This is a genomic window from Geodermatophilus sp. SYSU D00703 (assembly GCF_054050155.1).
The window spans coordinates 427,178-452,576 of record NZ_JBJGYU010000001.1 but is presented as its reverse complement, the minus strand read 5'-3'; the positions used below and the strand labels follow the sequence as shown (position 1 = coordinate 452,576).

The 25,399-nt window shown below is 74.7% G+C and carries 25 protein-coding genes and 3 pseudogenes; 10 read left to right on the top strand and 18 right to left on the bottom strand.

The window, feature by feature from the left end; all coding sequences use genetic code 11:
* Window positions 1-93: 93 nt before the first annotated feature.
* From ACI782_RS02270 to ACI782_RS02260, 3 genes are read right to left on the bottom strand one after another with little or no spacing between them, the layout of a single operon-like run.
* Complete coding sequence (locus tag ACI782_RS02270; protein ID WP_456905638.1) at window positions 94-486, bottom strand: DUF3037 domain-containing protein; 393 nt, start codon at window positions 484-486, stop codon at window positions 94-96.
* Window positions 483-1,337 carry a HipA family kinase gene (locus ACI782_RS02265; protein ID WP_456905636.1) on the bottom strand — a complete coding sequence of 285 codons (855 nt, stop codon included), beginning with the start codon at window positions 1,335-1,337 and terminating at the stop codon, window positions 483-485. Before ACI782_RS02265 ends, ACI782_RS02270 begins: the two co-directional genes overlap by 4 nt.
* Window positions 1,338-1,344: 7 nt before the next feature.
* A complete protein-coding gene (locus ACI782_RS02260) occupies window positions 1,345-1,617 on the bottom strand; it encodes a hypothetical protein (protein ID WP_456905634.1) in 273 nt (90 codons plus the stop codon).
* Between the two features lie 23 nt (window positions 1,618-1,640).
* On the opposite strand from ACI782_RS02260, the gene ACI782_RS02255 reads away from it, so the two are divergent.
* On the top strand, window positions 1,641-2,186 hold the full coding sequence (locus ACI782_RS02255) for a DUF1990 family protein (protein ID WP_456905632.1): 546 nt from the start codon (window positions 1,641-1,643) through the stop codon (window positions 2,184-2,186).
* 212 nt (window positions 2,187-2,398) lie between these two features.
* Here ACI782_RS02255 and ACI782_RS02250 read toward each other — a convergent pair.
* Together ACI782_RS02250 and ACI782_RS02245 are read right to left on the bottom strand one after the other, a co-directional pair.
* Window positions 2,399-2,938, bottom strand: a pseudogene (locus tag ACI782_RS02250) (ABC transporter permease); the annotation flags it as partial.
* A gap of 352 nt (window positions 2,939-3,290) precedes the next feature.
* Window positions 3,291-3,851: pseudogene (locus tag ACI782_RS02245) on the bottom strand (ABC transporter ATP-binding protein); the annotation flags it as partial.
* Window positions 3,852-3,950: 99 nt separating this feature from the next.
* On the opposite strand from ACI782_RS02245, the gene ACI782_RS02240 reads away from it, so the two are divergent.
* Window positions 3,951-4,649 carry a monooxygenase gene (locus tag ACI782_RS02240; RefSeq protein ID WP_456905630.1) on the top strand — a complete coding sequence of 233 codons (699 nt, stop codon included), beginning with the start codon at window positions 3,951-3,953 and terminating at the stop codon, window positions 4,647-4,649.
* Between the two features lie 15 nt (window positions 4,650-4,664).
* Here the strand turns inward: ACI782_RS02240 and ACI782_RS02235 are convergent, their stop codons facing one another.
* Together ACI782_RS02235 and ACI782_RS02230 are read right to left on the bottom strand one after the other, a co-directional pair.
* Window positions 4,665-5,060, bottom strand: coding sequence for a VOC family protein (locus ACI782_RS02235; protein WP_456905628.1), 396 nt, complete (start codon window positions 5,058-5,060; stop codon window positions 4,665-4,667).
* 71 nt (window positions 5,061-5,131) lie between these two features.
* Window positions 5,132-5,647, bottom strand: a complete 516-nt coding sequence (locus tag ACI782_RS02230) for an N-acetyltransferase family protein (protein WP_456905626.1) — start codon at window positions 5,645-5,647, stop codon at window positions 5,132-5,134.
* Between the two features lie 253 nt (window positions 5,648-5,900).
* Between ACI782_RS02230 and ACI782_RS02225 the strand changes: the two genes are divergently transcribed.
* Window positions 5,901-7,193, top strand: coding sequence for a BtrH N-terminal domain-containing protein (locus ACI782_RS02225; protein WP_456905624.1), 1,293 nt, complete (start codon window positions 5,901-5,903; stop codon window positions 7,191-7,193).
* A 216-nt stretch (window positions 7,194-7,409) separates the two neighbouring features.
* Window positions 7,410-8,864: a M1 family metallopeptidase gene (locus ACI782_RS02220; RefSeq protein WP_456905622.1), complete on the top strand. Its 1,455-nt coding sequence runs from the start codon at window positions 7,410-7,412 to the stop codon at window positions 8,862-8,864.
* Between the two features lie 19 nt (window positions 8,865-8,883).
* Here ACI782_RS02220 and ACI782_RS02215 read toward each other — a convergent pair whose 3' ends face one another.
* Window positions 8,884-9,600 carry an FAD-binding oxidoreductase gene (locus ACI782_RS02215; protein ID WP_456905620.1) on the bottom strand — a complete coding sequence of 239 codons (717 nt, stop codon included), beginning with the start codon at window positions 9,598-9,600 and terminating at the stop codon, window positions 8,884-8,886.
* Complete coding sequence (locus ACI782_RS02210; protein WP_456905618.1) at window positions 9,593-10,201, bottom strand: sulfite oxidase-like oxidoreductase; 609 nt, start codon at window positions 10,199-10,201, stop codon at window positions 9,593-9,595. The genes ACI782_RS02215 and ACI782_RS02210 overlap by 8 nt, the downstream gene beginning before the upstream one ends.
* 170 nt (window positions 10,202-10,371) lie before the next feature.
* Between ACI782_RS02210 and ACI782_RS02205 the strand changes: the two genes are divergently transcribed.
* The 4 genes from ACI782_RS02205 to ACI782_RS02190 all read left to right on the top strand — a co-directional run bounded on the left by ACI782_RS02205 (window position 10,372) and on the right by ACI782_RS02190 (window position 14,552).
* Window positions 10,372-11,076, top strand: coding sequence for a succinate dehydrogenase cytochrome b subunit (locus ACI782_RS02205; RefSeq protein ID WP_456905616.1), 705 nt, complete (start codon window positions 10,372-10,374; stop codon window positions 11,074-11,076).
* Window positions 11,077-11,090: 14 nt separating this feature from the next.
* A complete protein-coding gene (locus ACI782_RS02200; RefSeq protein WP_456905615.1) occupies window positions 11,091-13,037 on the top strand; it encodes a fumarate reductase/succinate dehydrogenase flavoprotein subunit in 1,947 nt (648 codons plus the stop codon).
* Window positions 13,034-13,858, top strand: coding sequence for a succinate dehydrogenase/fumarate reductase iron-sulfur subunit (locus tag ACI782_RS02195; RefSeq protein WP_456905613.1), 825 nt, complete (start codon window positions 13,034-13,036; stop codon window positions 13,856-13,858). The genes ACI782_RS02200 and ACI782_RS02195 overlap by 4 nt, the downstream gene beginning before the upstream one ends.
* Before the next feature lie 151 nt (window positions 13,859-14,009).
* Entirely contained in the window at window positions 14,010-14,552 is a 543-nt protein-coding gene (locus ACI782_RS02190; protein WP_456905611.1) for a PaaI family thioesterase, read from the top strand.
* A 12-nt stretch (window positions 14,553-14,564) separates the two neighbouring features.
* On the opposite strand, the gene ACI782_RS02185 is transcribed toward ACI782_RS02190, so the two are convergent.
* Both ACI782_RS02185 and ACI782_RS02180 read right to left on the bottom strand, forming a co-directional pair.
* The gene (locus ACI782_RS02185) at window positions 14,565-17,516 is read right to left on the bottom strand and encodes an EAL domain-containing protein (protein ID WP_456905609.1); all 2,952 of its coding nucleotides are present in this window, start codon (window positions 17,514-17,516) and stop codon (window positions 14,565-14,567) included.
* 55 nt (window positions 17,517-17,571) lie between these two features.
* A pseudogene (locus tag ACI782_RS02180) lies at window positions 17,572-17,730 on the bottom strand (DUF1028 domain-containing protein); the annotation flags it as partial.
* Between the two features lie 155 nt (window positions 17,731-17,885).
* Between ACI782_RS02180 and ACI782_RS02175 the strand changes: the two are divergent.
* Complete coding sequence (locus ACI782_RS02175) at window positions 17,886-18,770, top strand: acetoacetate decarboxylase family protein (RefSeq protein ID WP_456905608.1); 885 nt, start codon at window positions 17,886-17,888, stop codon at window positions 18,768-18,770.
* Here ACI782_RS02175 and ACI782_RS02170 read toward each other — a convergent pair.
* The 3 genes from ACI782_RS02170 to ACI782_RS02160 form a co-directional block, all read right to left on the bottom strand.
* A complete protein-coding gene (locus tag ACI782_RS02170; RefSeq protein WP_456905606.1) occupies window positions 18,719-19,633 on the bottom strand; it encodes an ABC transporter substrate-binding protein in 915 nt (304 codons plus the stop codon). The genes ACI782_RS02175 and ACI782_RS02170 overlap by 52 nt on opposite strands.
* A complete protein-coding gene (locus ACI782_RS02165; protein WP_456906121.1) occupies window positions 19,546-19,764 on the bottom strand; it encodes a hypothetical protein in 219 nt (72 codons plus the stop codon). The genes ACI782_RS02170 and ACI782_RS02165 overlap by 88 nt, the downstream gene beginning before the upstream one ends.
* A 247-nt stretch (window positions 19,765-20,011) precedes the next feature.
* A complete protein-coding gene (locus ACI782_RS02160; protein WP_456905604.1) occupies window positions 20,012-20,632 on the bottom strand; it encodes a hypothetical protein in 621 nt (206 codons plus the stop codon).
* Window positions 20,633-20,826: 194 nt separating this feature from the next.
* Between ACI782_RS02160 and ACI782_RS02155 the strand changes: the two genes are divergently transcribed.
* Complete coding sequence (locus tag ACI782_RS02155) at window positions 20,827-22,098, top strand: multidrug effflux MFS transporter (protein WP_456905602.1); 1,272 nt, start codon at window positions 20,827-20,829, stop codon at window positions 22,096-22,098.
* 146 nt (window positions 22,099-22,244) lie between these two features.
* Here ACI782_RS02155 and ACI782_RS02150 read toward each other — a convergent pair whose 3' ends face one another.
* The 4 genes from ACI782_RS02150 to ACI782_RS02135 all read right to left on the bottom strand — a co-directional run bounded on the left by ACI782_RS02150 (window position 22,245) and on the right by ACI782_RS02135 (window position 25,252).
* On the bottom strand, window positions 22,245-23,021 hold the full coding sequence (locus tag ACI782_RS02150; RefSeq protein WP_456905600.1) for a DivIVA domain-containing protein: 777 nt from the start codon (window positions 23,019-23,021) through the stop codon (window positions 22,245-22,247).
* Window positions 23,018-24,157 (bottom strand): globin domain-containing protein, encoded by a 1,140-nt coding sequence (locus tag ACI782_RS02145; protein ID WP_456905598.1) that lies wholly within the window; start codon window positions 24,155-24,157, stop codon window positions 23,018-23,020. The genes ACI782_RS02150 and ACI782_RS02145 overlap by 4 nt, the downstream gene beginning before the upstream one ends.
* 413 nt (window positions 24,158-24,570) lie before the next feature.
* The gene (locus tag ACI782_RS02140) at window positions 24,571-24,894 is read right to left on the bottom strand and encodes a PspC domain-containing protein (protein WP_456905596.1); all 324 of its coding nucleotides are present in this window, start codon (window positions 24,892-24,894) and stop codon (window positions 24,571-24,573) included.
* A gap of 88 nt (window positions 24,895-24,982) precedes the next feature.
* Window positions 24,983-25,252, bottom strand: a complete 270-nt coding sequence (locus ACI782_RS02135; RefSeq protein ID WP_456905594.1) for a hypothetical protein — start codon at window positions 25,250-25,252, stop codon at window positions 24,983-24,985.
* Between the last annotated feature and the right edge of the window lie 147 nt (window positions 25,253-25,399).

Genomic DNA, 25,399 nt, shown 5'->3' with positions numbered 1-25,399 from the left:
CGGCTGTCCGCCTCCGCGACACCGGGTCGGCTCCCGCGCCCCGGTCCGCTCCTCGCTCGTCCCCCGCTGCGATGCCCCTCGCAGGAACGGCTGTCAGCCTCCGACGGGGAGGACGAGCAGCCGCAGCAGCCGGTCGGCCTCGGCGTCCGGGTCCTCGGTGAGCCCGGTGTGCACCGGTCCGGGCTGGACGACGGTGCTGCGCGGCGCGGTCAGCCAGCGGAACCGCGACCCGAGCGCCTCGCGGCCGGCCGCGCCGGAGGCGGGATCGGCCGCGCAGACGTCGGCGGCGGCCTGCAGCGCCCCGCGGATCGCGTCGGCGTCGGCGGTGGGGTCCAGCGCGCGCAGCCGGTCGACGTCGAGGTGCACGCGCGAGCCGAGGTAGTCGCGCTGCCGGCAGTAGAGGAGCACCCCGGCGTTGAGCGCCTCGCCCCGCTCGACGCGCGGCACCACCCGCAGCACCGCGTACTCGAAGGTGTCCCGCCTCATCGCTGGGTGACCCCCTCCGGGGGCGGGGGTCCCAGCCACGACGGCCGGTTCTCCCCCCGCGGAGCCCGCCGGCGGGTGCCGCCCGCGGCCGCGGTGGCGACCAGCTGCGGCAGCCACGCGTCGCGGGCGGCCACGCGGCCGAGCAGCTGGTCGGCGTACCGGGCGCGGACGGCGTCGGGACCCTCCTCCGGGGTCGGGCCCTCCAGCCACCCGTCGGGCACCTGCCGCAGCACCCCCTCGAGCAGCGGCCGGGTGACCCGCCCGGCGAGCGCGTCGTCGGCGCCGACGACGTCCGGCTCGCACTCGACGAGCGCGTGCTGCCCGGCGTCGTAGGGCCGGGCGACCGCCGCCGCGGCACCGGGCCAGTGGTGGTGGAAGGTCAGCGCCGCGCCGTGGTCGATCAGCTGCAGCCGGCCGTGCCAGAACAGCATGTTCGGGTTGCGCCAGGAGCGGTCGACGTTGCCGACGAGCGCGTCGAACCACAGCACCCGGCCGGCCAGCTCCGGCGCGACCGAGGCCACGCCGGCCTCGAAGTCCAGCGCCCCCGGCAGGTAGTCCAGGCCGAGGTTCACCCCGGCCGAGCGCTGCAGCAGCTCCTGCACCTCGGGGTCGGGCTCCCCCACGGCCAGCTCCGGCGCGACGTCCACGGTGACCAGTGCGGGCACCGGCAGCGACAGCGCGCGGGCCAGCTCTCCGCAGACCACCTCGGCGACCAGGACCCTCACGCCCTGCCCGGCGGCCCGCCACTTGACCACGTAGGTGCCGAGGTCGTCGGCCTCCATGAGGCCGGGCAGCGAGCCACCCTCGCGCAGTGGGGTGACGTAACGGGTGGCAGTGACGGCGGGCAGCACAGTGCGCTCAACCTACGCCGGGCACGCGGGAGGTCCCGGCACCGGACGCCGGGAGGGTTGCGCCGAGCAGCCCGGCGACCACCAGGTCAGCGGTCCCGCGGACGGCGGCCGCGGCGACGCCGGTGCCCAGCCCCGCGGCGGCCAGCAGCGCCGAGGCGGCCGCCGTCACCAGCAGCCCACTACCCCGCCGGCGGCCGCGACTCACCTCGGTGGAGAGCAGCAGCAGCGCCACGGCCGGGCGGTCACCGTCGCCCGCTGCGGCGTCGCCGGGTGCCGGCACGGCGGGCGAGGAACACTGCCGCTGTGGGACTCCTCCGCGTCGCCGACCCGGCCGCCTACGCCGCGACCCCGCTCACCTACTCCGACGTGGGCGCCACCCGCGCCGCCGAGCTCCCGGCCGGCTACGACCACGTGGAGCGCTCGGTGGTCGTCGGCTCGGGTCCCGCGGTCTTCGAGCGGGCCGTCGCCGCGGTGTTCGACTGGCGGGCCCAGCGCGCGGTGGGGCTGGGGGTGCGGGCCACCGGCCCGGCGTCCGAGGCCGGCACCGTCGTCGTCCTCACCGCCGGGCTGCCGCGGCTGGGCTACGACATCCCGTGCCGCGTCGTGTGGGCGCAGACCGCCGGCGACGAGCGCGGCTTCGCCTACGGCACGCTGCCCGGTCACCCGGAGAGCGGCGAGGAGGCGTTCCTCGTCCGGCGCACCCCGGACGGCGAGGTCGTGTTCGCCCTGCGGGTCTTCGCCCGGCTGGCCTCGCCGCTCGCGCGCCTCGGCGGCCCGGTGAGCACGGTCGTGCAGCGCCTGGCCACCGCCCGGTACCTGTCGGCGATCCGCGCGGCCGCGCGGGGCTGACTACACGTCGCGGCGCTCGAGCAGCACCGCCCCGATCGCCCAGGCCCCGACCGCCCACGCCCCGCAGAAACCACCAGCCCGACCGGCCAGGTGGCGGCCCCGACGAGGAAGGCGTTCTCACCCACGTGCAGCGCCGGCAGCGCCTCGCCGAGCCGCTCGGTCCACGACTGGCCGTCCGCGGCCAGCACGATCGGCAGGACGAGCACGAGCACCAGGCACAGGCCCACCCCACCGGCGGTCGAGCGGAGCACCGTTCCGGCGGCCACGCCCAGCACGACCAGGGCGACCGCGCCCAGGACCTGCACCCCGAGGGGACGCAGCACGGACGGCGCGGTGAGGTCCACCCCACCCGGCACGACGGTCTGCAGCCGGGCGGCGAGCGCACACCCGACGGCGAGGACCGCGGTCAGCACCGCGGTGTGCACCGCGACCACGACCGTCCGGGCCACCTGCAGCCGGGTACGCCGGGGCACCACCGCGTACGACGCCACCGCCATGCCGGTGGCGTGCTCCCCGGCCCCGACGAGCACGCCCAGGACGACGAGCACGACCTGACCGAAACCGAACCCCGTCAGCGCCGTGCCGACGGCGATCCCGGCGGTCGGCGCCCGGTCCGCGACCGCCGCCGCCAACCAGCTGAACGCCCCCACGACCAGCACGTAGACCGCGGTGCACCACCACGTCGAGCGCACCGACCGCAGCTTGGTCCACTCGCTGCGGAGCAGGGCGGGGAACGCGACACCGCGGCTCACCGGGCCACCGCGCCCGGTACTCGACCTCGTCGCCGGTGAGGGCCAGGTAGGCCGCCTCGAGGGATGCGGTCACCGGGCTCAGCTCGTGCACCCGCACGCCGGCGGAGAAGGCGACGTCCCCCACGGCGGCCGCGCCCAGGCCCTCGACCCGCAGCGCGCCGCCGACCTCGAGCGACACGTGGGCGCCTGCCTCCTGCAGCGAGACCGACAGCAGCGGCGCCTCCGGACTGCGCACCCGCACCGCCGCGTGCCGCCCCAACAGCTCGGGGACGGACACGTCCGCCAGCAGCCGGCCCCGGCCGAGGACGACGAGGTGGTCGGCGGTGTCCTCCATCTCGCTCATGAGGTGGCTGGACACCAGCACCGTGCGCCCCTCGTCGGCCAGTCCGCGCAGCAGTTCGCGCACCCAGCGGATGCCCTCCGGGTCCAGCCCGTTGACCGGCTCGTCGAGCAGCAGCACCTCGGGATCGCCCAGCAGCGCCGCGGCGATGCCCAGCCGCTGCCCCATGCCGAGGGAGAAGCCACGCACCCGCTCGTGGGCGACGCTGCCCAGGCCGACCAGCTCGATCACCTCGTCCACCCGCCACCGGGGCAGCGCGTTGCTCTGCGCGAGCGCGAGGAGGTGCGCGTACGCGGTGCGGCAGGGGTGCCGCGCCTGCGCGTCGATGAGCGCACCGACCCGCCGCATCGGGTGGTCCAGCTCCCGGAAGGGCACGCCGAGCACGGCAGCCGTCCCGGCGGTGGGGCGGGTCAGCCCCAGCACGCAGCGCATCGTCGTCGTCTTGCCCGAGCCGTTGGGACCGAGGAAGCCGGTCACCCGGCCGGGCTGGATGCGGACGGTGAGGTCGTCGACGGCGACCCGGTCGCGGTAGTGCTTGGTCAGGCCGTCGAGCTCGATCACGTGCGACAGCATGGCGATCCGGGGCACCCGGGCGCGGGAGGCTCGGCGTGCGCCGTCTCCCCCGGGGCCTGCACGCGGCAGGCCCCGCACCGCTCGGGGAGGATCGGGACCGTGACGTCGCGACGGGTGGCCAGCCTGCACGTGTGGGGCGTGCCCGGCCGGTCGGTGCCCGCGGCCCTGGTGCGGATGGCCGCCGACCGCCGCCCGCTGCGCCGCACCCCCGGCCTGCGGTTCGCCAAGCTGCTGGGCACCGGGTCGGGACGCACCTTCACCGTCCGGGACGCCGACCCCCGCCACTGGGCGCTGCTCGCCGTGTGGGACGACGCCCGGGCGGCCGACGCCTTCGCGGTCGGACCCGTGGTCGCGCGGTGGCAGCGCATCGCCGAGGAGCAGTGGACCGCCCGGCTGCGGCCGCTGTCCGCCCGCGGCCGCTGGTCGCGTCAGGAGCCGTTCGGCCGGCCCTGGCCGCAGCGCTGGGACGGCCCGGTCGCGGCGGTCACCCGCGCCCGGCTCACCGCCCGCAAGGCGATGGCGTTCTGGCGCGCCGTCCCGCCCGTCTCCGCGGACCTGCACGCGAGCCCCGGCCTGCGCCTGGCGCTCGGCATCGGCGAGGCCCCGATCGGCCTGCAGGGGACCTTCAGCGTCTGGGAGTCACCCGCCGCGCTGAACGCCTTCGCCCACGAGCGAGCGCCGCACGTGGCAGTGGTCCGGCGCACCGTGCAGGAGGGCTGGTACGCCGAGGAGCTGTTCGCCCGCCTCGGGCTGCTGTCGGCCGAGGGGACGGTGGACGGACGTGACCCGCTGGCCTGAGCCGGCGCCCGCCGGTCAGCCGTCCGGCTGCTCCAGGGTGTAGAAGCGGACCTCGATGCCGTCCGGGTCGTGCAGTCCCGGCAGCAGCCAGAGTCCGTGTCCCTCGACGATCCCGCCGTGCGGCTCACCCAGGTCGTCGAGGCGCCGTTGCCAGGCGACGAGGTCCTCCCGCGCCGGGACGCCGAGGGCCACGGGGTCGAACCCCGCCAGTGCTCCGGCCCGCTCCGGCTCGGAACGGACGGCGATCACCAGCGTGCGGCCGTCGTCCCGCAGGGCCACTCCCCTGAGGACGCCGTCCTCGACGAACTCCAGGTCGACGGAGAGCCCGAGGACCCGGCAGTACCAGTCCCGGCTGCGGGCCACGTCCGTGACCGGGAGCTTGACGTGGTGGAACCCGTGCAGTGCCGGCATGGCCACCTCCCCGAGGGCTTCCTGCGCAGCGTCCGGCCGGGGGCGGCTGCCGACAAGCCCCGACCGGTCGGCTACAGCCGGCAGGTCATGTGGATCTCCTCGCGGTCGTCCCCGTCGGCCACCCGGATGGCGCCGGGCATGCGACCGAACTCGGTGTAGCCGAGCCCCTTGTAGAACCGCTCGAGCCCGGTCCCGCCGCGCGCCGTCAGGTGCAGGAACTCCAGGCCGCGCTGCCGCGCGATGTCGTGGACGCCGGTCATCAGCACCCGGCCGAGGCCGCGGCCCTGCCGGCTCGGGTGCACCTGCACGCGCAGGACCGTGGCCCAGTGCTGCCGCAGCGGGCTCACCGACAGCGACAGCACGGCGAAGCCCGCCACCTCGCCGTCCACCCGGAGCAGGGCGACCAGCTCGCGTCCCTCGTTGACCCGCTCGACGAGGGCGTCGAGGAAGGGAGCGAGCTCCTCGTCGGTCACCGGCGGGACGAACCCCACCGCTCCGCCGGCGTTGGTCACCTCGGTCCAGCAGCGCAGCATCCGGCCGCGGAGCTCCGCGTCGACGAACCCGACCGGGGAGACCTCGCTGCGCATGCGCCCATTCTCCCGCCGGTCCCCCGGCGCCCCGGACACGGGGAGCCCTCCGGTCCGCAGGGGTCCGGTAGCCTCGCCCTGGGGCGTACCCCACGCCAGACCCTCTGACCGGTTGCCCACGCCTCCGGCCGAGCGAGGGCAGAGGGGATCAGGTCCTCGGGGAGCGCGACCTGCGGCAGACGAGCCCCTTCGCTGCGGCCGGGTCCGGCGACGCGTGGGGTCGGTCGGACCCATGCCGCGCCGAGGAGCTCCCATGACCCGCCAGAAGCACCTGAAGGCCGCCGTCCGCGCCCGCATGGCCCGGACCGGCGAGCGTTACACCACCGCCCACCGGCACGTCACCGGCGCCGCGGAGGTCGCCACCGCACCCCCGCCCGAGGTGGGCGGCGGGCGGCTCCACGACAGCGCACTGCTCACCCGGGTGCTGGCGGCCGCCGGTGTCGTCGCCGACACCGACGGCCGCCCGCTCGACGAGCCGGTCGTCGCCGGTCTCGCGGGCGGCATCGGGTTCATGTACTTCTCGTTCTCCTACGCCGGCGCGCTGCCCACGATGACGATCGTGCCGCGCATCCACCCGCGCCCCTTCGTCGTCGGCGCGCTGGAGCGGACAGGGGTCGGCCACCGGGTCGTCGAGACCACCAGCGCGGCCAAGGCGGCCCGCGAGCTAGACGCCGCGCTGGCCGCGGGCCGGACGCCGATCTGCACCGTGGACCGCGCCGCCCTCCCCGCCCAGGCGTGGGCCGACGACCTCGCCGGCGGCACACCCCACGACGTCGCGGTGCTCGGCCGCCGCGACGGCGCGGTCCTGCTCGACGACGACCGCCTCGAGCCCGACGCGCTCCCCGAGGAGGCCTTCACCGCCGCCCGGTCGGGCCACCGGCAGAGCCGCCACCGCATGGTCGTCGTGGAGCCCACCGGTGCACCGGTCGCCCTCGCCCCGGCCGTTCGCGCGGCGCTGGGGGTGACGGTCCACGACCTCACCGAGGACGTCATGCCCAACGACTTCGCCGGGAACTTCGGACTGCGCGGCCTGGCGAAGTGGGCCGACGCGGTCACCGACCGGCGGCGCAGGACGGGCTGGGCGCGGCTGTTCGACACCGGCCCGGCGTTCGGGACGGCGATGCGCCGGCTGCACGACTGCCTGACCACCGACCACTCCTCGCCGGGCGCCGTCCGGCCGCTGTACGCCGACTTCCTCGACGCGGCGGCCGGGGTCCTCGACGCCTCCGCGAGCGCGGAGTGCGCCGGCCGCTACCGTCGCGCCGGAGAGCTGTGGACCCGCATCGCGGAGGAGGCCGTCAGCGGCGCGATGGCGCCGTACCGGGAGCTGGCCGAGCGCCGCTGGGAGCTGCTGTTCGAGCGCGGCAGCGCGGCGGCCACCGACCTGCAGGAGCTCGCCCGCCGGGCGCGGGCGCTGACCGACGGGCTGGACGTGGCCGAGGCCGACCGACTGGCCCAGCTGGACCGGATCGCCGAACTGGCCGCCGAGGTGCTGACCGTCGAGCGCGAGGCGTGCTCGGTCCTGAGCGAGGTCGCCCGCGGCTGACCGTCCTGGACCCGGGCCCGACCCGGTGTCCCGTCCTCGACGAGCGGGCGAGGACGGGGCAGGGGGAGGTCGCGCCGGGCGCACACCCCACTCCACGAGGTTGCGGCACGCTGCGTATCCGGAACCGCGCCCGACTCGGGGTGCCCGGCGCCGCGCACGGTACTAGCGTCCGGCGCGTCCCCGGGCGGGGACGCGGACAGACACCCGGGAGCGGCCATGTCCCGCAGGATCCCCGTGCTGGTGACCGCAGTGGGCGTCGCCCTCCTCCCCGCACCGGCGGTCGCCGAGGACGAGCCCCCCAGCCCGGGCGCGCCCGGCGTCGGCGACCCGTACTACCCGCTCGACGGCAACGGTGGTTACGACGTCGAGCACTACGACCTCGACCTGCGGTACGACCCGGCCACCGACCTCCTCTCCGGGACGGCCACCGTCGAGGCACGGTCGACCCAGGCCCTGTCCAGCTTCGACCTCGACCTGCAGGGCCTGGAGGTCGCGGACGTGACCGTCGACGGCGACCCGGCCACCTGGACCCGCGACGGCGGCCAGGAGCTCGTCATCACACCCGTGGAGCCGCTGCGCGACGAGCGGTCGTTCACCGTCGCCGTCACCTACTCCGGGGTCCCGGAGACGGTGGTCGACGAGCTCGGTGCCGCGGGCTTCTTCCACACCGACGACGGCGCACTCGTCATCGGCCAGCCGGACGTCGCCGCGACCTGGTTCCCCGCCAACGACCACCCGTCCGACGCCGCCTCGGTGGACGTCGCCATCACCGTCCCGCCCGGCCTGGAGGGCGTCTCGAACGGTGAGCTCGAGGCCACCCGGACCGCCGACGACGGGTGGACGACGTGGGAGTGGCGGGCGCGAGAGCCCATGGCCACCTACCTGGTGACCCTGGCCGTGGGCGAGTTCGACCTCCGCGAGTACCGCGCCGGCGACCTGCGCGGGTGGGACGCGATCGACGCCGACGCCGCCGCTCCCTCGCCGACCGACCCCCAGGGGACCCCCGTGCCCGTCGCGGACACCGCCCGGGCGGTGTTCGACCGGCACCCGGAGATGGTCGAGTACCTGTCCGGGCTCTTCGGTCCCTACCCGTTCCGCGAGGTCGGCGGGATCGTCGACCAGGAGCCGAGGCTGCTGTTCGCCCTCGAGAACCAGACCCGCCCGGTCTACTCCGCCGACTTCTTCACCGACCGCGACTTCGCGGAGTCCGTGGTCGTCCACGAGCTCACCCACCAGTGGTACGGCGACTCCGTGCGGATCGCCGCCTGGCAGCACATCTGGCTCAACGAGGGGATCGCCACGTACGCCGAGTGGCTCTGGCTCGACCACGAGGGTGAGGTGCCGCTGCAGGAGTCCTTCGACGCGGTCGCCGCGATCCCCGCCGAGGACCCGTTCTGGGACGTCCTGATCGACGACCCCGGATCACGGACCGACGAGCTGTTCTCGCCGGCGGTCTACCTGCGTGGCGGTATGACGTGGCACGCGCTGCGCCAGGAGGTCGGCGAGGACGCCTTCGGACGCATCCTCAGGGAGTGGGCCTCGTCCCGAGCCGGCGAGGCGGTGACGACCGCGGACCTCATCGCGCTGGCCGAGCAGGAGTCCGGACGGCAGCTCGACGACTTCTTCCAGACCTGGCTGTCCACGCCGGAGCGGCCGGCCTCGCTGGGTTGAGCGTGCGAGCGGTCCGCTCTCAGCCGCTGGGGCCGAACCGCTCCACGCGGACGTCCATGGCCCGCACCCCCATGTCGACCAGCAGCTGGCTGGCCGCCTCGGCGAAGGGCGGCGACCCGCACACGTAGGCGGTGCGCCCCGGCTCCCACAGGTCGGCGACGTCGGCGGCGGTGAGCCGGCCGGCCGCGCGCCCCCCGTACGGCTCCCGGGTGGTGACCACCCGCGCCCCCGCGGCCAGCAGCTCGTCGGCGTAGGGCAGCTCGGCCAGGGTGCGGGTGGAGACGGCGGTCCGCAGCAGGTCGGTGCGCCCCAGCACGGCGGCGGTGCGCAGCATCGACACCAGCGGGACGACGCCGGTGCCGCCGCCCACCAGCAGCGCCGACATCGCGCCGTCCCACACGAACCAGCCGCCGATCGGGCCGCGCACCTCGAGCTCGTCGCCGGGCTCGACCACGTCCGCGAGGTAGGTGGAGACCTCGCCCTCGACGAGGCGCTCGACGAAGAGCTCGATCTGCGGGTCGCCCGGTGCCGAGGCCACGGAGTAGGAGCGCTGCGCCCGGTACCCGTCCTCCGCGGTCAGCCGGACGACGTAGTGCTGCCCGGCCATGTGCTCGACCCGGTCTGCGACGTCGAGCCGGAGCTGGACGGCGTCCTCGAAGGGGTGCCGCACGTCGGTCACGGTCGCCGTCCGCCAGCCGCCGCTGGGCGCCTGCGGACGGTGCGGGAGCTCAGTCACCCTGGTAGCGCTGCTCGCGCCAGGGGTCGCCACGGTCGTGGTACCCGTTCTGCTCCCAGAAGCCGGGCTGGTCGCGCTGCAGCAGGGTCAGCCGGGTGACCCACTTGGCGCTCTTCCAGAAGTACAGGTGCGGCACGAGCAACCGCACCGGCCCGCCGTGCTCGGTCGGCAGCGGTCCGCCGTCGTACTCCCACACGACCCACGCCTTGCCGCCGGTGACGTCCTCCAGCGGCAGGTTGGTGGTGTAGCCGGTCTTGGACGTCGCGACGACGAAGTGGGCGTCCGCCGTCGGGCGGGCCGCCTCGAGCAGCGTGTCGACGCTGACGCCGGCGAACCAGGTGTCGAACTTCGACCACGTCGTCACGCAGTGGATGGCGCCGCGGTACTCCGACCGGGGCAGCCGGTGGGCCTCGTCCCAGCTCCAGGTGGTGGGGTTCTCGACCCGTCCGTCGACGGTGATGCTCCAGGTCTCGGGGCTGATCCGCGGCGTGGGCTCGGCGGTGAGCACCGGCCAGTCCCGGCCGGCGTCGTACTGCCCGGGCGGGAGTCGGGGGTCGCGGTGCTGGCGGCGGCTCAGGAAGCCGCGGGTGGGTCCGGCCATGTGGGTGTCCTCCCCATCGGGGCGCCCGGGAACCACCGGTCGAGGACGCTCCCGAAGGGCGCAGCCGAGCGCACCTTAGCGGCTCGAGGCGGTTAGGGCACCCTTAGGAGAGCTGTGTCACCTCGCGTTAACTTGGCCGTCTTCACGGCAACGACCTAGCGTTGGCACACGTGGCAACGGTGACGCAACCGGGTCAGCGCCGGACCCCGAAGGCGGCGAAGACCAGCTCGGTCTTCAAGAAGATCGTCATGGCGATCAGCGGCATCATCCTGGTGCTCTACCTGATCGCCCACATGATCGGGAACCTCAAGGCCTTCACCGGCCGCGAGTCGTTCAACCACTACTCGGAGTGGATCCGCACCATCGGCGAGCCGGCGGTCCCGGCCCAGACGACGCTGTGGATCATCCGGGTCGTCCTCCTCGTCGCGGTGGTCGCGCACATCTGGGCGGCCATCTCGCTGTGGCGCCAGGCCAAGCGCGCCCGACCGACCGGGTACGTCACCAAGAAGCCGGTGGCCCAGAGCTACGCCTCGCGCACCATGCGCTGGGGCGGCGTGATCGTCCTGGCCTTCATCATCTACCACATCCTCGACCTGACGCTCGGCGTCGCGAACCCGGACGGTCCGGGCACGACCCCCTACGACCGCCTCGTCGCCGGCTTCTCCAACCCGATCGTCGTCTTTGCGTACACGATCGCGCTGGTCCTGCTGGGCATGCACCTGCGGCACGGCATCTGGAGCGCCACGCAGACCCTCGGCCAGAGCAACCGGCGCCGCGAGAAGACGGTGAACCTCTTCGCGCTCGGGTTCGCCGTGGTCCTCATCGGCGGCTTCCTGCTCGTGCCGTTCTCCGTCCTCTTCAACATCATCGACTGAGGAGCTCCACCGCGATGCCTCTCGACCTCTTCTCCGTCGGTGACCCCGTCGCCGACACCAAGGCACCCATGGACGTGCCGATCGGTGAGCGCTGGAGCACCCGCCGCTTCCGCGGCCGGCTGGTCAACCCCGCCAACCGCCGCAAGATGACGATCATCGTCGTCGGCACCGGCCTGGCCGGCGGCTCGGCCGCCGCCACGCTCGGCGAGGCCGGCTACAAGGTCAAGTCGTTCTGGTACCAGGACAGCCCGCGCCGGGCGCACAGCGTCGCCGCGCAGGGCGGGATCAACGCCGCCAAGAACTACCGCAACGACGGCGACAGCGTGCACCGGCTGTTCTACGACACCGTCAAGGGCGGCGACTTCCGCTCCCGCGAGAACAACGTGCACCGGCTGGCCGAGGTCAGCGTCAACATCATCGACCAGTGCGTCGCCCAGGGCGTCCCGTTCGCCCGCGAGTACGGCGGCCTGCTCGACAACCGCTCCTTCGGTGGCACCCAGGTCTCCCGGACCTTCTACGCCCGGGGCCAGACGGGCCAGCAGCTGCTCTACGGCGCCTACCAGGCGCTCGAGCGGCAGATCGCGGCAGGCAACGTCGAGCAGCACGCCCGCACCGAGATGCTCGACCTGATCGTCGTCGACGGCCGGGCCCGCGGGATCGTCGCCCGCGACCTGGTCACCGGCGAGATCAGCACCCACTTCGCCGACGCCGTCGTCCTGGCCACCGGCGGGTACGGCAACGTCTTCTACCTGTCCACCAACGCCAAGGGCTCCAACGCCACGGCGATCTGGCGGGCGCACAAGCGGGGCGCGTACTTCGCCAACCCCTGCTACACGCAGATCCACCCGACCTGCATCCCGGTCAAGGGCGACTACCAGTCCAAGCTCACGCTCATGAGCGAGTCGCTGCGCAACGACGGGCGCGTGTGGGTGCCCAAGGAGCGCGGCGACACCCGGGACCCGCGGGACATCCCCGAGGGCGAGCGCGACTACTACCTCGAGCGGATCTACCCCTCGTTCGGCAACCTGGTCCCCCGCGACATCGCCTCGCGGCAGGCCAAGAACGTGTGCGACGAGGGCCGCGGTGTCGGCCCCGGCGGGCTGGGCGTCTACCTGGACTTCGCCGACGCCATCGCGCGCATGGGCCGGCCGGCGGTCGAGGCCAAGTACGGGAACCTCTTCGACATGTACGCCCAGATCACGGGCGAGAACCCGTACGAGGTCCCGATGCGGATCTACCCGGCGGTGCACTACACGATGGGTGGCCTGTGGGTCGACTACGACCTGCAGTCGACGATCCCCGGCATGTTCGTGATCGGTGAGGCCAACTTCTCCGACCACGGCGCCAACCGGCTCGGCGCCAGCGCGCTGATGCAGGGGCTGGCCGACGGCTACTTCGTGCTGCCGGCGACCATCACCGAGTACCTGGCCGACGCGCCGTTCGACCGGATCGACGACAGCCACCCGGCTGCGGTCGAGGCGATCCAGGGTGTCCAGGCCCAGGTGCAGAAGCTGCTGAGCATCAACGGCACCCGCAGCCCCGCGTCGTTCCACCGGGAGCTGGGCAAGCTCATGTGGGACCTCTGCGGCATGGAGCGCTCCGAGGAGAGCCTGCGCAAGGCGCTGGACCGGATCCCCGAGATCCGCCAGGAGTTCTGGACCAACCTGAAGGTGACCGGCGACGGCACGTCCTTCAACCAGACCCTCGAGCACGCCGGCCGGGTCGCCGACTTCATCGAGCTCGCCGAGCTGATGTGCGTCGACGCCCTCCACCGCAACGAGAGCTGCGGCGGTCACTTCCGGGCCGAGAGCCAGACGCCCGACGGTGAGGCGCTGCGCGACGACGAGAACTTCGCCTACGTCGCCGCGTGGGAGTGGACGCCGGAAGGTGCCCCGCCGGTCCTGCACCGCGAAGCCCTCGAGTACGAGTACGTCCACCTCGCCCAGCGGAGCTACAAGTGACAGTCACCCACGAGGGCGCCCACTCGACGGTCGGCGCGCAGGACGCGCGGGCCGAGAAGCGCGGCATGACCCTCAACCTGCGCATCTGGCGGCAGAACGGCCCGCGGGACAAGGGCCGGATGGTCACCTACAAGGTCGCCGACATCTCCCCGGACATGTCGTTCCTCGAGATGCTCGACGTGCTCAACGAGCAGCTCATCCAGGCCGGCGACGACCCGGTGGCCTTCGACCACGACTGCCGCGAGGGCATCTGCGGCATGTGCGGCGTCATGATCAACGGCATGGCGCACGGTCCGCAGCAGACCACCACGTGCCAGCTGCACATGCGGTCGTTCAAGGACGGCGACACGATCGACATCGAGCCGTGGCGCGCCACGCCGTTCCCGGTGATCAAGGACCTCGCCGTCGACCGGCGGGCGTTCGACCGGATCATCCAGGCCGGCGGCTACATCAGCGTCCCGACCGGCACCGCCCCCGAGGCCCACTCGGTGCCCGTGCCGAAGAAGGACGCCGACGCCGCGTTCGACGCCGCGACCTGCATCGGCTGCGGCGCCTGCGTGGCGGCCTGCCCGAACGCGTCGTCGATGCTGTTCACCGCGGCGAAGGTCACCCACCTCGGGCTGCTGCCGCAGGGCCAGCCCGAGCGCAACGACCGCGTCGTCAACATGGTCGCCCAGCAGGACCGCGAGGGCTTCGGCGGCTGCACCAACATCGGTGAGTGCTCCGCCGCCTGCCCGAAGGGCATCTCGATGGAGACCATCTCCCGGCTCAACCACGACCTGCTCGGCGCCCTGCGCGCCGGCGCCCGGCCGAAGAGCTGAGGGAGGACCCCGGCCTCCTCTCCCCTCGCGAGCTCGGGGAGAGCCTCCGGCCGGGGCCGACAGCGGGCGGGGACCCTTGGGGGTCCCCGCCCGCTGTCGTCCCGCGTCGGCCGGTCCCGCCGATCTGAGTTCGGTGTGCGAACCTAGGCGGGTGACGACCGAACAGACCGACATCCCGGCCACCTCCCCCGCCGCCTGGGGCGAGCCGCGCTCGCGCACCGTGACCTGGCACGACCCGCTGGTCGTGGCGGCCGGCGCCCTGGAGCGCAGCGGCCTCGAGACGCTGGAGGCGATCCGCGACGGCGTCCTGCCCCCGCCGCCGATCGCCCGGCTGTTCGCCATGGACGTCGTCTCGGTCGTCGAGGGGCGGGTGGAGTTCCGCTGCGAGGTCGACGAGTCGGCCTACAACCCGATCGGCGTCGTCCACGGCGGTCTGGTGTGCACGCTGCTCGACACCGTCGCCGGGTGCGCGGTCCACTCCACCCTGCCGCGGGGCACGGGGTACACGTCGATCGAGATCAAGGTGAACTACCTGCGGGCGGTGCACGCGGCGAGCGGGCCGCTCACCGCCGTCGGCACCGTGGTCAAGCCGGGCCGGCGGGTGGCCTTCGCCGAGGGCGAGGTGCGCGACGCCGGAGGACGGACGGTCGCGACGGCGTCCAGCTCGCTGCTGGTGTTCCCGCTCGCCGGCTGACGACCTCGGGCCTCAGCGGACCCGGTCCACCGGCCGGCCGGCCGCCCAGGCGTCCAGCCAGTCCCCCAGCCGGTGGGCCGGCAGCGGACGGCTGAGGTGGAACCCCTGGACGAGGTCACACCCGAGGGCGGCCAGGGCGTCGACGGTCGCCTCGTCCTCGGCCCCCTCGGCGACGAGGGTCAGCCCGAGGGCGTGCGCGAGCTGCAGGGTCGAGGTGACGATCGCGGCCGACCGCGGACTGTCGGTCAGGCCGGTGACGAAGGCGCGGTCCAGCTTCAGCTCGGTCACCGGCAGCTCGGCCAGGTAGGCCAGGCTGGAGTAGCCGGTGCCGTAGTCGTCGATGGAGACCCCGACGCCGGCCTCGCGCAGCCGGGCGAGCACCCGGACGGCGCGCTCACGGTCCTGCACGAGCAGGCTCTCCGTCACCTCGAGCACCAGCGCGCCCGCGGGGACGCCGTGGCGTTCGAGCAGCCCGGCGACGACGTCCGGGAAGCGCTCGCAGACCAGGTCGGAGGGGCTGACGTTGACCGCGACGGTCAGCTCACGACCGGCATCGGCCCAGGCACGACGCTGGGCGAGGGCCAGGTCGACGACCGTCGTCGTCAGGTCGGGCATCAGCCCGGCGGACTCGGCCAGGTCGATGAACGCGTCCGGGTACAGCAACCCGCGCGTCGGGTGCTGCCAGCGCACCAGCGCCTCCACGCCGTCGACCCGGCCGGTCGCCACGGTCAGCTTGGGCTGGTGGTGCAGGACCAGTTCGCCGCCGGCGATGGCCTGGCGCAGCTCTTCGACGGCCTCCAGCCGGTGCCGGCCGGAGCCGTGCCGCTCCTCGTCGTAGACGGCGGCGCCGGTGCGCGCCCCCTTGGCGCAGTACATGGCCAGGTCGGCCATCTGCAGCAGCTCCTCGGCCGACCGGGAGTGCTGCGGCCCCACGGCGATGCCCACGCTCGCGTCGACGCGCAGCGCCATCCCGGCCAGCCGCACCGGCTCCTGCAGGGCCGCGCACAGCCGTCCCGCCAGGGCCAGGGCAGCCAGGTCGTCCAGGTCGTCGGCCAGCACGACGAACTCGTCGCCGCCGAGCCTGGCCAGCAGGTCGCCGCCGCGCACGTGCGCGGACATCCGCCGCCCCACCTCGTGGAGCAGCGCATCGCCGACACCGTGGCCGAGGGAGTCGTTGATCTCCTTGAACCGGTCCAGGTCGACGACGAGGACCGCGGTCCGCCCGCCCGCGGCCAGGCGCGCGTCGACGCCGGCCATCGCCTCGAAGACCCGTCGGCGGTTGGGCAGCCCGGTCAGGTCGTCGGTGCGGGCCTGCTGGCGGCTGTCGGCCAGCGCCCGCACGTCGCGGAAGGTGAGGGCGGTGCGCGCCAGGGCGGCCAGGACCGCGCCGAGCGCGAGGAGCCCGGCCAGCGGGTCGCCCTCCCTCGCGTAGCCGACGAAGAGCAGTCCCAGCGCCGTGAGGGAGCAGATCCCCGGGAGGGCGAGCGCACCCAGTCCCTCCAGCCGGGTGCTGTCGCCGGACCGCGGAGCGGAGCAGGCGGCCAGGCCGAGGCAGCCGAACGCCAGCCCCCAGCCCAGGTCGAGGACTGAGCCGGTCACGAACGAGTCGTGGACCACCTGGTAGGCGTACACGGTGTCGGTCACGACGAACAGCGCCATGCCGCCGGCCAGCCACCACCACACGCCGCCGGCGCCCCGGCCGACGACGGTGAGCGCGCCGGCGAGGAGCACGAGCAGCAGCAGGTCGGCGATCGGGTAGGCGGCCGCGGTGACGACGGCGCCGGGAGGTCCCTCGGCCATCCGCAGGAGGGCGCCCAGCGCGAACGCCGACGCCAGGGCCGCCGCGGTGAGCCCGCTGACCACGCCGTCCAGCCACGTGCTCGGCGCCAGCCGGCGCACCCGGGCCCGCAGCAGGAGGACCAGCCCGACGTAGGCGAACGGGTAGAGGCCCATCCAGCCGACGTCGGCCCACGAGGGCCGCGGCACCACGGGCAGGTCCGCGTAGTGCAGCTGGTGCACCAGCGCGCCCGCCAGGTAGGACGCCACCGCCGCGGCGAAGCACAGCCAGGTGCCCCGGTCCCGGGACGAGACGGCTCCGCGCGCCGCGAGCAGCGCGGCCAGCCCGGCGAGGAACAGCAGCTTGCCGCCTCCGGCCAGGACGGCGAGCCGGCCCGTGGCACCGAGCCCCGCAGCGACCAGCGACGCCGCGTAGGTCGCCCCGAGGACAGCCGCGGCCGCGCGCACCACACGCAGGGACCGGTCGGTGCCCTGGCGGGTGTGCGCGCGTCGCTGCGCGTCCCGGGCGTGCTCCACCACGTCCATGGCATCGGCGGCCCGGCCGCGACCCTCCAGCCCAGCGCGGAGCGGACCGGCCGGTTCCACCCCGGGGCGAGGACGCGCCCGCGGTGGGCCGGTCGACGTCAGACCGCCGCGGTCTCGGGGTCGCTCGTCGGCACCACGGGCCCGGTCTCCGGCCCGGCGTCCGGGGCGGACGCGGGCGGCGGCACGGGCGGCAGGATGCGCTCCACCAGGCCGGGGGCACCGGGCCCGCGGCGCCGAACCGCCGGCCCACCTCGATGAACTGGGGGCCACGGCGGCGAGCTCGGCGAGCAGGGCGCGGGCGGCGTCCTCCCGGCCGGCCAGGCCCGCCACCACGGCGCGCCACAGCACGTGGTCGGGCTCGGTGTGCGGATCGGGCAGCCGCTGCTCCTCGAGGACGAGGTCCGCGGTGACCGGGTCGCCGCCGATCGCCTGCTGGAAGCCGCGGACGACGTCCTGGTACCGGCCCAGCCGGACCGCCAGCTCGCCGAGCTCGGTCACCGGGTCGGGCGAGTCGTCGACACGCAGGTCGGCGACGGTGTCGTGCCAGGGCCGGCGGGTGGTGACCGAGCGGACCACCATGACCGCCGCCGAGCGCCGGCCGCGGACGTCGCCGCCGGCTTCCTCCGCGGGCCCGCAGCGCACTGAGCAGCCGGTGCGCCATGAGCCCGTCGGAGGTCTCGAAGGTGGCGACCACGGACTTCCACACCTCCGCCGAGGCGACCATGTTGGCCAGCGCCACGCAGCCCCCGCCCACCAGGTGACCGGCCTCGGCGACGCAGTTCTCCGCCGTGCAGACCGCGAGGTCACCAGAGACGTCGAGGACGGCGACCTGCCGGCGTTCCGGGTTCGGGTCCACGCTGCGCAGCGCGGTCAGCGCCTCGTCGGCGATGCAGCCGCCCGCTCGACCGTGCCGGGGAGGTCCCGCGCAGCGAACACCGCCGGCCGGCGCAGGCCCGCTGGACACGGCGGCGCGGGCGTGCAGGCTGGGGACAGCCGTCGAGGGGAGCCGCCGTGACCCATCGGGACGATCCCGACGGTTGGGCCGGGCCGATGCCGGAGGTCCGGGTCGGTGAGCGGACGCTCCGGCTGCCGCTGCGCTACTCCGACAACTCGTGCTTCGCGTCGGTGCACACCGCCTCCGCCGCGGCGGTGGCCGCCGCCCTGCCCGCGGGCCCGCTGCGACCGGTCCGCTGGGCCGACGGACGTGCCCTGCTGTCGGTGGCCGCCTTCCGCTACCGCGCGGTGACCACGGCCGACGACCCGCCCAGGCTGTTGGCGCCCTACGGGGAGCTGTCCGTCGCGGCCGTGGTGACCCGGGGCCCCGCGCCGCGGGTGCTGCCGCTGCTGCGCCGCAGCCTGCCCCTCTTCGTGCTGCACCTGCCGGTGACCACCGCCGAGGCCCGGGACGCCGGGGCCGCGCTGTGGGGCTTCCCGAAGTTCGTCGCCGACATGGACTTCACCGAGGAGCCCACGACCCGGCGGCTGACCGTGGCCGAGGGCGGGGCTCGGCTGCTGTCACTGACCGTCCGGGCCGCGGGCCCGGTGGTCCCCGACCGCCGGCCCGCGGTCATGTACAGCGAGCGGGACGGGCGGCTGGTGGAGACGCGGGTGCCGATGGCCGGCCGGCTCCGCCTCGGGCTGGGGCCGGCGTCCGGGGGGCTGGAACTGGGCGACCACCCGGTGGCCGGGCAGCTGCGCCGGCTCGACGTCTCGCCGGCTCCGCTGGCGGTGTTCGACTACCTGCAGCACCGCAGCCTGCTGCCCGCGGGGCGGAGCACCGGAACGGCCGCGGCGTACCGGGGCCACGTCGGCGAGGAGCGGGCCCGCGGCCGGTTCACCGTCCGCTACCCCGGCACGCCGCCGCTGGACCTGTACGCGCCGCCGGGGCCCGTCTGACCGCTCCCGCGTTCATCCCCCCGGACGGCGGCGACCCGCGGCTCGTGGCTCGGGTCCCGGCAGCGGGGCGGCCCCTCGGCACCCTCGTCGGCGCAGGGACTGCGACCGTCGAGTTCTCCGCTCTGCGGCTCCCGGGAGAACTCCTCGATCGAGGGCACCTCGCCGTCCAGGATCCCGTACTCCACGGCCTTCTCCGGCGCCGCCCGGAACTCCTCCTCGGTGAGGTCGGACTCGAACAGCGGCATCGTCAGCCGCTCGACGAGGGCAGGGTCGATCTCGGTGTACTCGGGGATCTGCGCGCGCCACTCGTCGGGGTGCTCGCGGGCGTGGTCGAGGGACTCCAGGATCCCGGCCTGGATGCCCTCGAACAGCTGCGGGTCGGCCCCGATCCGGTCGGTCGTGGAGAAGTAGACGCCGGAGAGGCCGATGCCGTCGGGGACGAGGTCCAGCCAGTTGTCCCAGACCACCCGGGCGCCGGCGTCCTGGGCCAGGGTGCAGAACGGCTCACCGCAGACGAAGGCCTGGGCCTGGCCGCTGCCGAGGGCGGTCACCGCGTCGGGCAGCGACATCTCGACGAAGTTGACGTTGTCGGGGTTGCCCCCCCGCGACCTCGATGGAGTTGCAGGCGAGCGTCTCGACCTGGCTGTTGAGGATGTTGAGGGCGACCGTCCGGCCCTCGAGGTCGCCGGCGTCCTGGACCGCGGGGCCGCTGGCCATGAGCGCGTTGATGTGCTGGCCCTGCTGGCCGTTGCTCCACGAGGTGGCGCGATCGCGGTCACCGGCAGGCCCTGCTCGCGCGCCTGCAGGACCGACACGATGCCGCTGAAGCCGAAGGCGTGCTCGCCGGTGACGACGGCGGGCACAGCGCGGCGCCGCCCTGGCCGAGGTTGGACTCCAGGCGGATGCCGCGCTCCTCGAAGAACCCCTGGTCCTGGCCGAGGTGCAGGATCGCGACGTCGCTCACCGGGATGACGCAGACCTGGACGGTCTGCACCTCGCCGTCGCTCGCTCCGCCGCCACCACCGTCGGCTGCCGGGTCGTCCCCGCCGCAGGCGCCGAGCAGCAGCGCCAGCGCGACGGCGAGGGAGGCGGCACGGGTCCTGGTCGATGAGCGCTACGGTCCTCCAGCGGTACCGGCGATGTGTGCGGCATCCGAACGGGAGAGCGCTTTCCGGACGACGCGGCGCTCCGGAACCCAGGTGATGGCCGTCACAGGGTCAACCGCCCACACCGGTCGGCGGTCAGCGGCTCTGCAGCGCGTCGAGGGCCACGGCCATGGACGCCGCGACGCGGAAGTCCAGCCGCGGGTCGGGCACCGTCACCGCGTAGCGGTCCCGGACGCTCCTCTGCCGCTCGCTCACCAGCACCGTCGCCCCGGTCGCGGGGTCGACGAAGTCGAAGTGGAAGACGAAGGGGATCCACACGTCGCCGACGTACGGGATCAGCTCCCAGATCCGGCGCAGGATCGCGAGCAGGGGACGGCGCTCCCGGCCGACGGCGGTGACCCCCGGCGCCGCGAGGTCCCAGGTGGAGCGCAGCAGGCTGGCCCCGAAGCGCTTGCGGAACGTGCCGAGGGCGTTGCCGTGCTCGTCGAGGACGTCGTGCTCGGCGTGGACGTCGAGCCGCTGCCGCGCCTTGAAGGAGAACACCCGGCGGCTCCTGCTCTCGTCGGCGTAGAAGACCACCTCCTCCTTGAGCGTCATGCGCTTCTGCTCGGCGAAGGCCAGCAGGTGGCCCTCGCTGCCGTCCGGGTCGGCCGTGACGACCTCGTAGCGGTTGACCATCAGGGTGATCCGCTGCTTGACGAAGAACGCCGGCACCACCATGGGCGCCGGCGGCGGGGTTCCGGGGACGGAGGTCACGGCGGGGGCTCCTGTTCTGGGCGGGTGGCGGCCATCGTGGCGCATCGTCCGCCGAGGAGGTGATCCACACCGGGCGCGGGAGGGGGTGAGGCGACGCGCGGGCCTCGGGGAATGCGCCGGGGCCGGGCCGACTTGTCGCCGTCGTACGTGGCCGACGAGGGCCGTGTCGACGCCGTTCCAGACGAAGGACCCCCGTGACCGCCACCCAGGACCCGCCCCGCGAGACCACCGCCCCCGTCGCCGTCTCCCCCGCGTCCCCACCGATGGGCCGCGCGCTGCTGGCGCTGGTCCTCGGGGCCTTCGTCGCGGTGGGCCCGCTGACGATCGACATGTACCTCCCGGCCCTGCCCACGATCACGACCGACCTGGGGACGACGTCAGCGACGATCCAGCTGACGCTGACCGGCACCCTGGTCGGGCTGGCCCTCGGCCAACTGGTGCTCGGGCCGCTGTCCGACGCCCTGGGGCGCAAGCGGCCGCTCCTGGCCGGGACGGCGCTGTACGTCGTGGCCTCGCTGTTGGTGCTGGTCGCGCAGAACGTCGCCGTCCTCGGGGCGCTGCGCGTGCTGCAGGGGGTGGGCAGCGCCTCCGGTGCGGTGATCGCGATGGCCGTCGTGCGCGACCTCTACACCGGGCGCGCGGCGGCGACGATGCTGTCCCGGCTCTTCCTGGTGCTCGGTGCCGCCCCGGTGCTCGCCCCGACCATCGGCGGCGAGGTGCTGCGGTTCACCTCCTGGCGCGGGATCTTCGTGCTGCTCGCGGTCTACGGCCTGCTGCTGCTCGCCGTCGGAGCTCTGGCGCTGCGCGAGACGCTGCCTCCCGAGCGTCGCTCCAACGCCGGCCTGACCGGGACGCTGCGCACCTACCGCGGGCTGCTGCGCGACCGCACCTACGTCGGCCTGGTCCTCGTCGCGGGCCTCACCATGGCCGGCCTGTTCAGCTACGTGTCCGGCTCGTCGTTCGTGTACCAGCGCCAGTTCGGGCTCGACGAGCAGGAGTTCGGGCTGCTGTTCGGGGCCGGCGCGTTCTGGCTGATCGCCGCCACCCAGCTCAACCCCGTTGTGCTGCGTCGCTGGACCTCCGCCCAGGTGCTGGTCGCGGGCATCGTGACCGGCACGGTCGCCGGCGCGGTGCTGCTCGTGCTGGCGCTCACCGGCACCGGCGGCCTGGCCGGCGTCGTGGTGCCGCTGTGGGCGGTGCTGTTCTCGGGCGGTCTCGCGCTGCCCAACGCCCCGGCCCTGGCGCTGAGCCGGCACGGGGAGTCCGCCGGCGCGGCCGCGGCGCTGCTGGGCGCCGTCCAGTTCGGCGTGGGTGCGTCGGTCGCGCCACTGGTCGGGGTGCTCGGCAACGACGCGGCCGCGATGGGCACCGTCGTCGTGGGGGCGCTGCTCGTGGCGATCGGCGTGCTGGTCACCGTCGTCCGGCCGTGGCGGCTGGCTGAGCCCGAGGACGCCCCCGTCGGCTGAGTCCGAGGTCCTCACGGGCCGGCTGGCTCGAGCCGACGTCCTGCCCGCACTCCGGCGGGGTGGTCGTCCCGCGCGGCTGCAGCCCGCCCGAGCCCGAGGTGGCCGGGGACGGCCCCGCGGCCTCCCCTGCGCTCCGCGCGGTGCGGTCAGGTGCGCCGGCTGACCACCCCGCTCCCCTCGGCGCCGCCGACCTGCCGCTGCTCGCTGGTGCTGTCGTCGAGCGGCACGTCGCGCGCGACGTTCCGGGACAGCGCCGGCGTGTCGGACCGCGGCACCGGGCCGCGCGGCGGCATCTGCTGGAGCGACGCGGGGTCGGCCCGACCCCACTCGGTCTCGACGTCGGCGAGCAGGGCCTCCAGATAGGCCCGTAGCTGCACCCGGCAGGCCTGGGCGAAGGCCTTCAGGTAGGCGACCTGGTCCTCGAGGTCCTGGGTGGTCGCCCGCTCCCCGGGCTCGGCCGAGGCCGGCTGGCCACCGCCACCGGCGCTGACCATCCGCGACGCGGCCTCCTGGGCGGCCTGGATGATCTCCCCGGCGCTCTCCCGGGCCCGCCGCAGCGCCTCCTCGTACTGCGACCGGGCGTCGGCGGTCATCTGCCGGCTGAAGTCCTCCGCTTCCGCGACGTAGCTGTCGGCGGTCTGCTGCGCGGTGGCGAGGATGCGGACCGCCTGCTCGCTCGGCGGCTCCACCGCGGCGGCGCCGGCGACCTGCTCGCGGAGGACGTTGAGCTCGTCGCGGAGCTCGGCCTTCTCGGCGTGCAGGGCGGCCAACTCCTCGGCGACCCGGTCGAGGAACCGGTCGACCTCGACGTCGTTGTACCCCGGACGCAGCATGGTGCCGCGGGGAAAGTCCACGACGCGGACGTCACCGGGGCTCAGCCGGCGCTTCTCGCGGGGCCCCTGCGCGGACTGTTCGGGGGTCATTCGGTCACCTCTCCGTCGAGACTGGGCCCCAGCCGGCTGGGGGCGAACACCTCGCTGCGGATGCGCTCGGGGCGGACGCCGTCCTTGGCCAGCCGGGTGGTCGTGTCCTCGACCATCGCCGCCGGCCCGGCGACGTAGACGTCCCGGCTGTTCCACGGGCCGTGCCGGACGACGACCTCACCGACGTCACCCTGCTCCAGCGGGGACAGGTCGTCGCCGGAGACGGCGAAGGTCACGGTCAGCCAGGGGTGCTCGGAGGCGAGCCGCTCGAGGTCGACGCGGTCGTAGATCCGGTCCTCGGTGCGGGAACCGACGAACAGGTCGACCCGCCGGGGCGGCCCGTACCGCGCGACCTGGTCGACCAGCGCCTTGAGCGGCGCGAGGCCGGTGCCGCCGGCGACGAGCAGCAGGTCGCGGTCGGACTCGGCGTCGAAGGCGATGTGGCCCATCGGCGGTCCCAGGTGCAGCACGTCCCCCGGCCCGACGCGGCGCACGAGGGCCGTGCTCACCGGGCCGCCGTCGTAGGCCCGGACGTGGATCTCCACGAGGCCGTCGGGGCGCGGGGCGTTGGCCGGCGAGTAGTAGCGCCACAGCTTGGGCCGGACGTCGGTCTCCAGGGAGACCGACTGCCCCGCCTGGTACGGGAACTCGGGCTCCGGCCGCAGCCACATGACCGAGGTGTCGATGGTGCGGCGCTCGTGGGTGACGACCTCGGCGTCCCACCAGGGCGGTGAGTTCACGGCCTCGTCGGCGGCGTCGATCATCACCTTCGCGACGAGCTGGTAGGCCGCCGTCCAGTCCTGCTCGAGAGCAGGGTTCCAGCCCGGGTCGAAGTGCTTGAGCGTGGCGAGCAGGCTGGCCCCCACCGCCGGGTAGTGCTCGGCGACGGTGCCGAACTTGCGGTGGTCGCGGCCCAGCGCCTGCAGGATCGGTACCAGCCGGTCGAGGTCGTCGACGTAGGCGACGACGTCCCCGAGTGCGCTGAACAGCCGGTCGCGCTGGTGGGCCATCGAGACCGGGAACAGCTTGCGCGTCTCGGGGTGGCTCAGGAACAGGTGGGAGTAGAAGTACAGCGGGGCCTCGTCGCCGGCCGCAGCCGCCTTGGCGAAGCAGGCCCGCATCGCAGGGATGTCCATGCGCGTCCTCGTGCTGCTGCCCGGCGAGGCTCAGCCGGCCGGGGCGTTCCGCGCGCCGAGCGGGCGCGCCTGGCTGCACTCGTGGATGGACATCGGCACCTCCGTTCCCCCCGTGCCGTCCCGGCTCCGCAGGGGGACGCCGTCGGCCCTCTGCCCGGCCTCGGCAGCGCCCCCATCCGGTGCACGGTCCAGCGCCCGCCCGTCGCTCTACGTGCGGTCACTGGACTGTGGCTGTTGGCAACCGTAGCGAGCGACCGGCCGGTGCGCGATCCGCGGGTGCCTCAGGCCGGGACACCGGCCGGCTCCTGCGCCGGTCGCGGGCCCGGCCGCGGACCGGCTCGCCGGTGCCGTGGAGGGAGACCGGGCCGCCGCCGCGGACCCGTCGGCGGCACGGCCCGGCCGTGCGAACGTCCTCAGCCCTGCGGCGTCCTGGCCCGCGAGCCGGTGATCGCGTCGTGCAGCCGGCGGACGAGCTGCTCGATCGGGCTCAGTGCCTCGCCCGGAGTCGCGGGACCGGCCGGGACGAGCACCCACAGCAGCAGGTAGAGGGCGACGCCGGCGCCGCCGGCGAGGGTGAGTCCGACGAAGCCGACCCGCCACAGGACCGGGTCGACGCCGGAGTACTCGGCGAGGCCACCGCAGACGCCGCCGGCCATCCGGTCGGTGCCGCTGCGGCGCAGTTGGGGGCGGACGGGCCGCGGGGTGGTGGCGTCGGGGACGGGCGGTGTCGATGTCATGGCACGAGCCTGTCGGCGCCGGCTGCTCCGGACCATCGGGGAACGCCCGGATCCGACCCCGGTTCCCGCGCTCGGGGACGACCCTGCGTCAGAGGCTGAGGAAGTGGCCCAGCGCGCCGGTCACGACCCCGACGAGCAGCAGGACGACGGCGGTCCCGCGGTCGAAGGAGTTGCCCAGCAGGTCGCCGACGAGGCCGGAGAGCTCCGCGCGCTGTCGCGGGTCGGCCTCGTGCCAGCGGCGGAGGAGGCTGCTGCTGCGCCGTCCCTCCCGGGCGAGGAGGACGACGGCGGTCAGCTGGGTGACGGCCGCCACGGCGTAGCAGACGACCGTCAGCGCGACCTGCGCGGTGTCGCTCATGCGCCGCAGCGTGCCCGATCGCGGCCGCTCGCGGGCTCCTCCACGGCGGGCCGAGCGGGTCCACCAGCCGGCCGGGGTGCCGCCCGCCACCCGGCCCGCCAGTCCGGCGCCCTCGCAGGGGTCCAGGGAGCAGGCCGTCTCCCGAGC

What these genes read in the sequence shown, in the direction of transcription:
- ACI782_RS02230 (WP_456905626.1), bottom strand. Translation starts at nt 5,647, where the DNA reads ATGCGCAGCGAGGTCTCCCCGGTCGGGTTCGTCGACGCGGAGCTCCGC.
- ACI782_RS02235 (WP_456905628.1), bottom strand. Translation starts at nt 5,060, where the DNA reads ATGCCGGCACTGCACGGGTTCCACCACGTCAAGCTCCCGGTCACGGAC.
- ACI782_RS02135 (WP_456905594.1), bottom strand. Translation starts at nt 25,252, where the DNA reads ATGAGCGACACCGCGCAGGTCGCGCTGACGGTCGTCTGCTACGCCGTG.
- ACI782_RS02220 (WP_456905622.1), top strand. Translation starts at nt 7,410, where the DNA reads ATGTCCCGCAGGATCCCCGTGCTGGTGACCGCAGTGGGCGTCGCCCTC.
- ACI782_RS02210 (WP_456905618.1), bottom strand. Translation starts at nt 10,201, where the DNA reads ATGGCCGGACCCACCCGCGGCTTCCTGAGCCGCCGCCAGCACCGCGAC.
- ACI782_RS02145 (WP_456905598.1), bottom strand. Translation starts at nt 24,157, where the DNA reads ATGGACATCCCTGCGATGCGGGCCTGCTTCGCCAAGGCGGCTGCGGCC.
- ACI782_RS02140 (WP_456905596.1), bottom strand. Translation starts at nt 24,894, where the DNA reads ATGACATCGACACCGCCCGTCCCCGACGCCACCACCCCGCGGCCCGTC.
- ACI782_RS02270 (WP_456905638.1), bottom strand. Translation starts at nt 486, where the DNA reads ATGAGGCGGGACACCTTCGAGTACGCGGTGCTGCGGGTGGTGCCGCGC.
- ACI782_RS02225 (WP_456905624.1), top strand. Translation starts at nt 5,901, where the DNA reads ATGACCCGCCAGAAGCACCTGAAGGCCGCCGTCCGCGCCCGCATGGCC.
- ACI782_RS02200 (WP_456905615.1), top strand. Translation starts at nt 11,091, where the DNA reads ATGCCTCTCGACCTCTTCTCCGTCGGTGACCCCGTCGCCGACACCAAG.
- ACI782_RS02150 (WP_456905600.1), bottom strand. Translation starts at nt 23,021, where the DNA reads ATGACCCCCGAACAGTCCGCGCAGGGGCCCCGCGAGAAGCGCCGGCTG.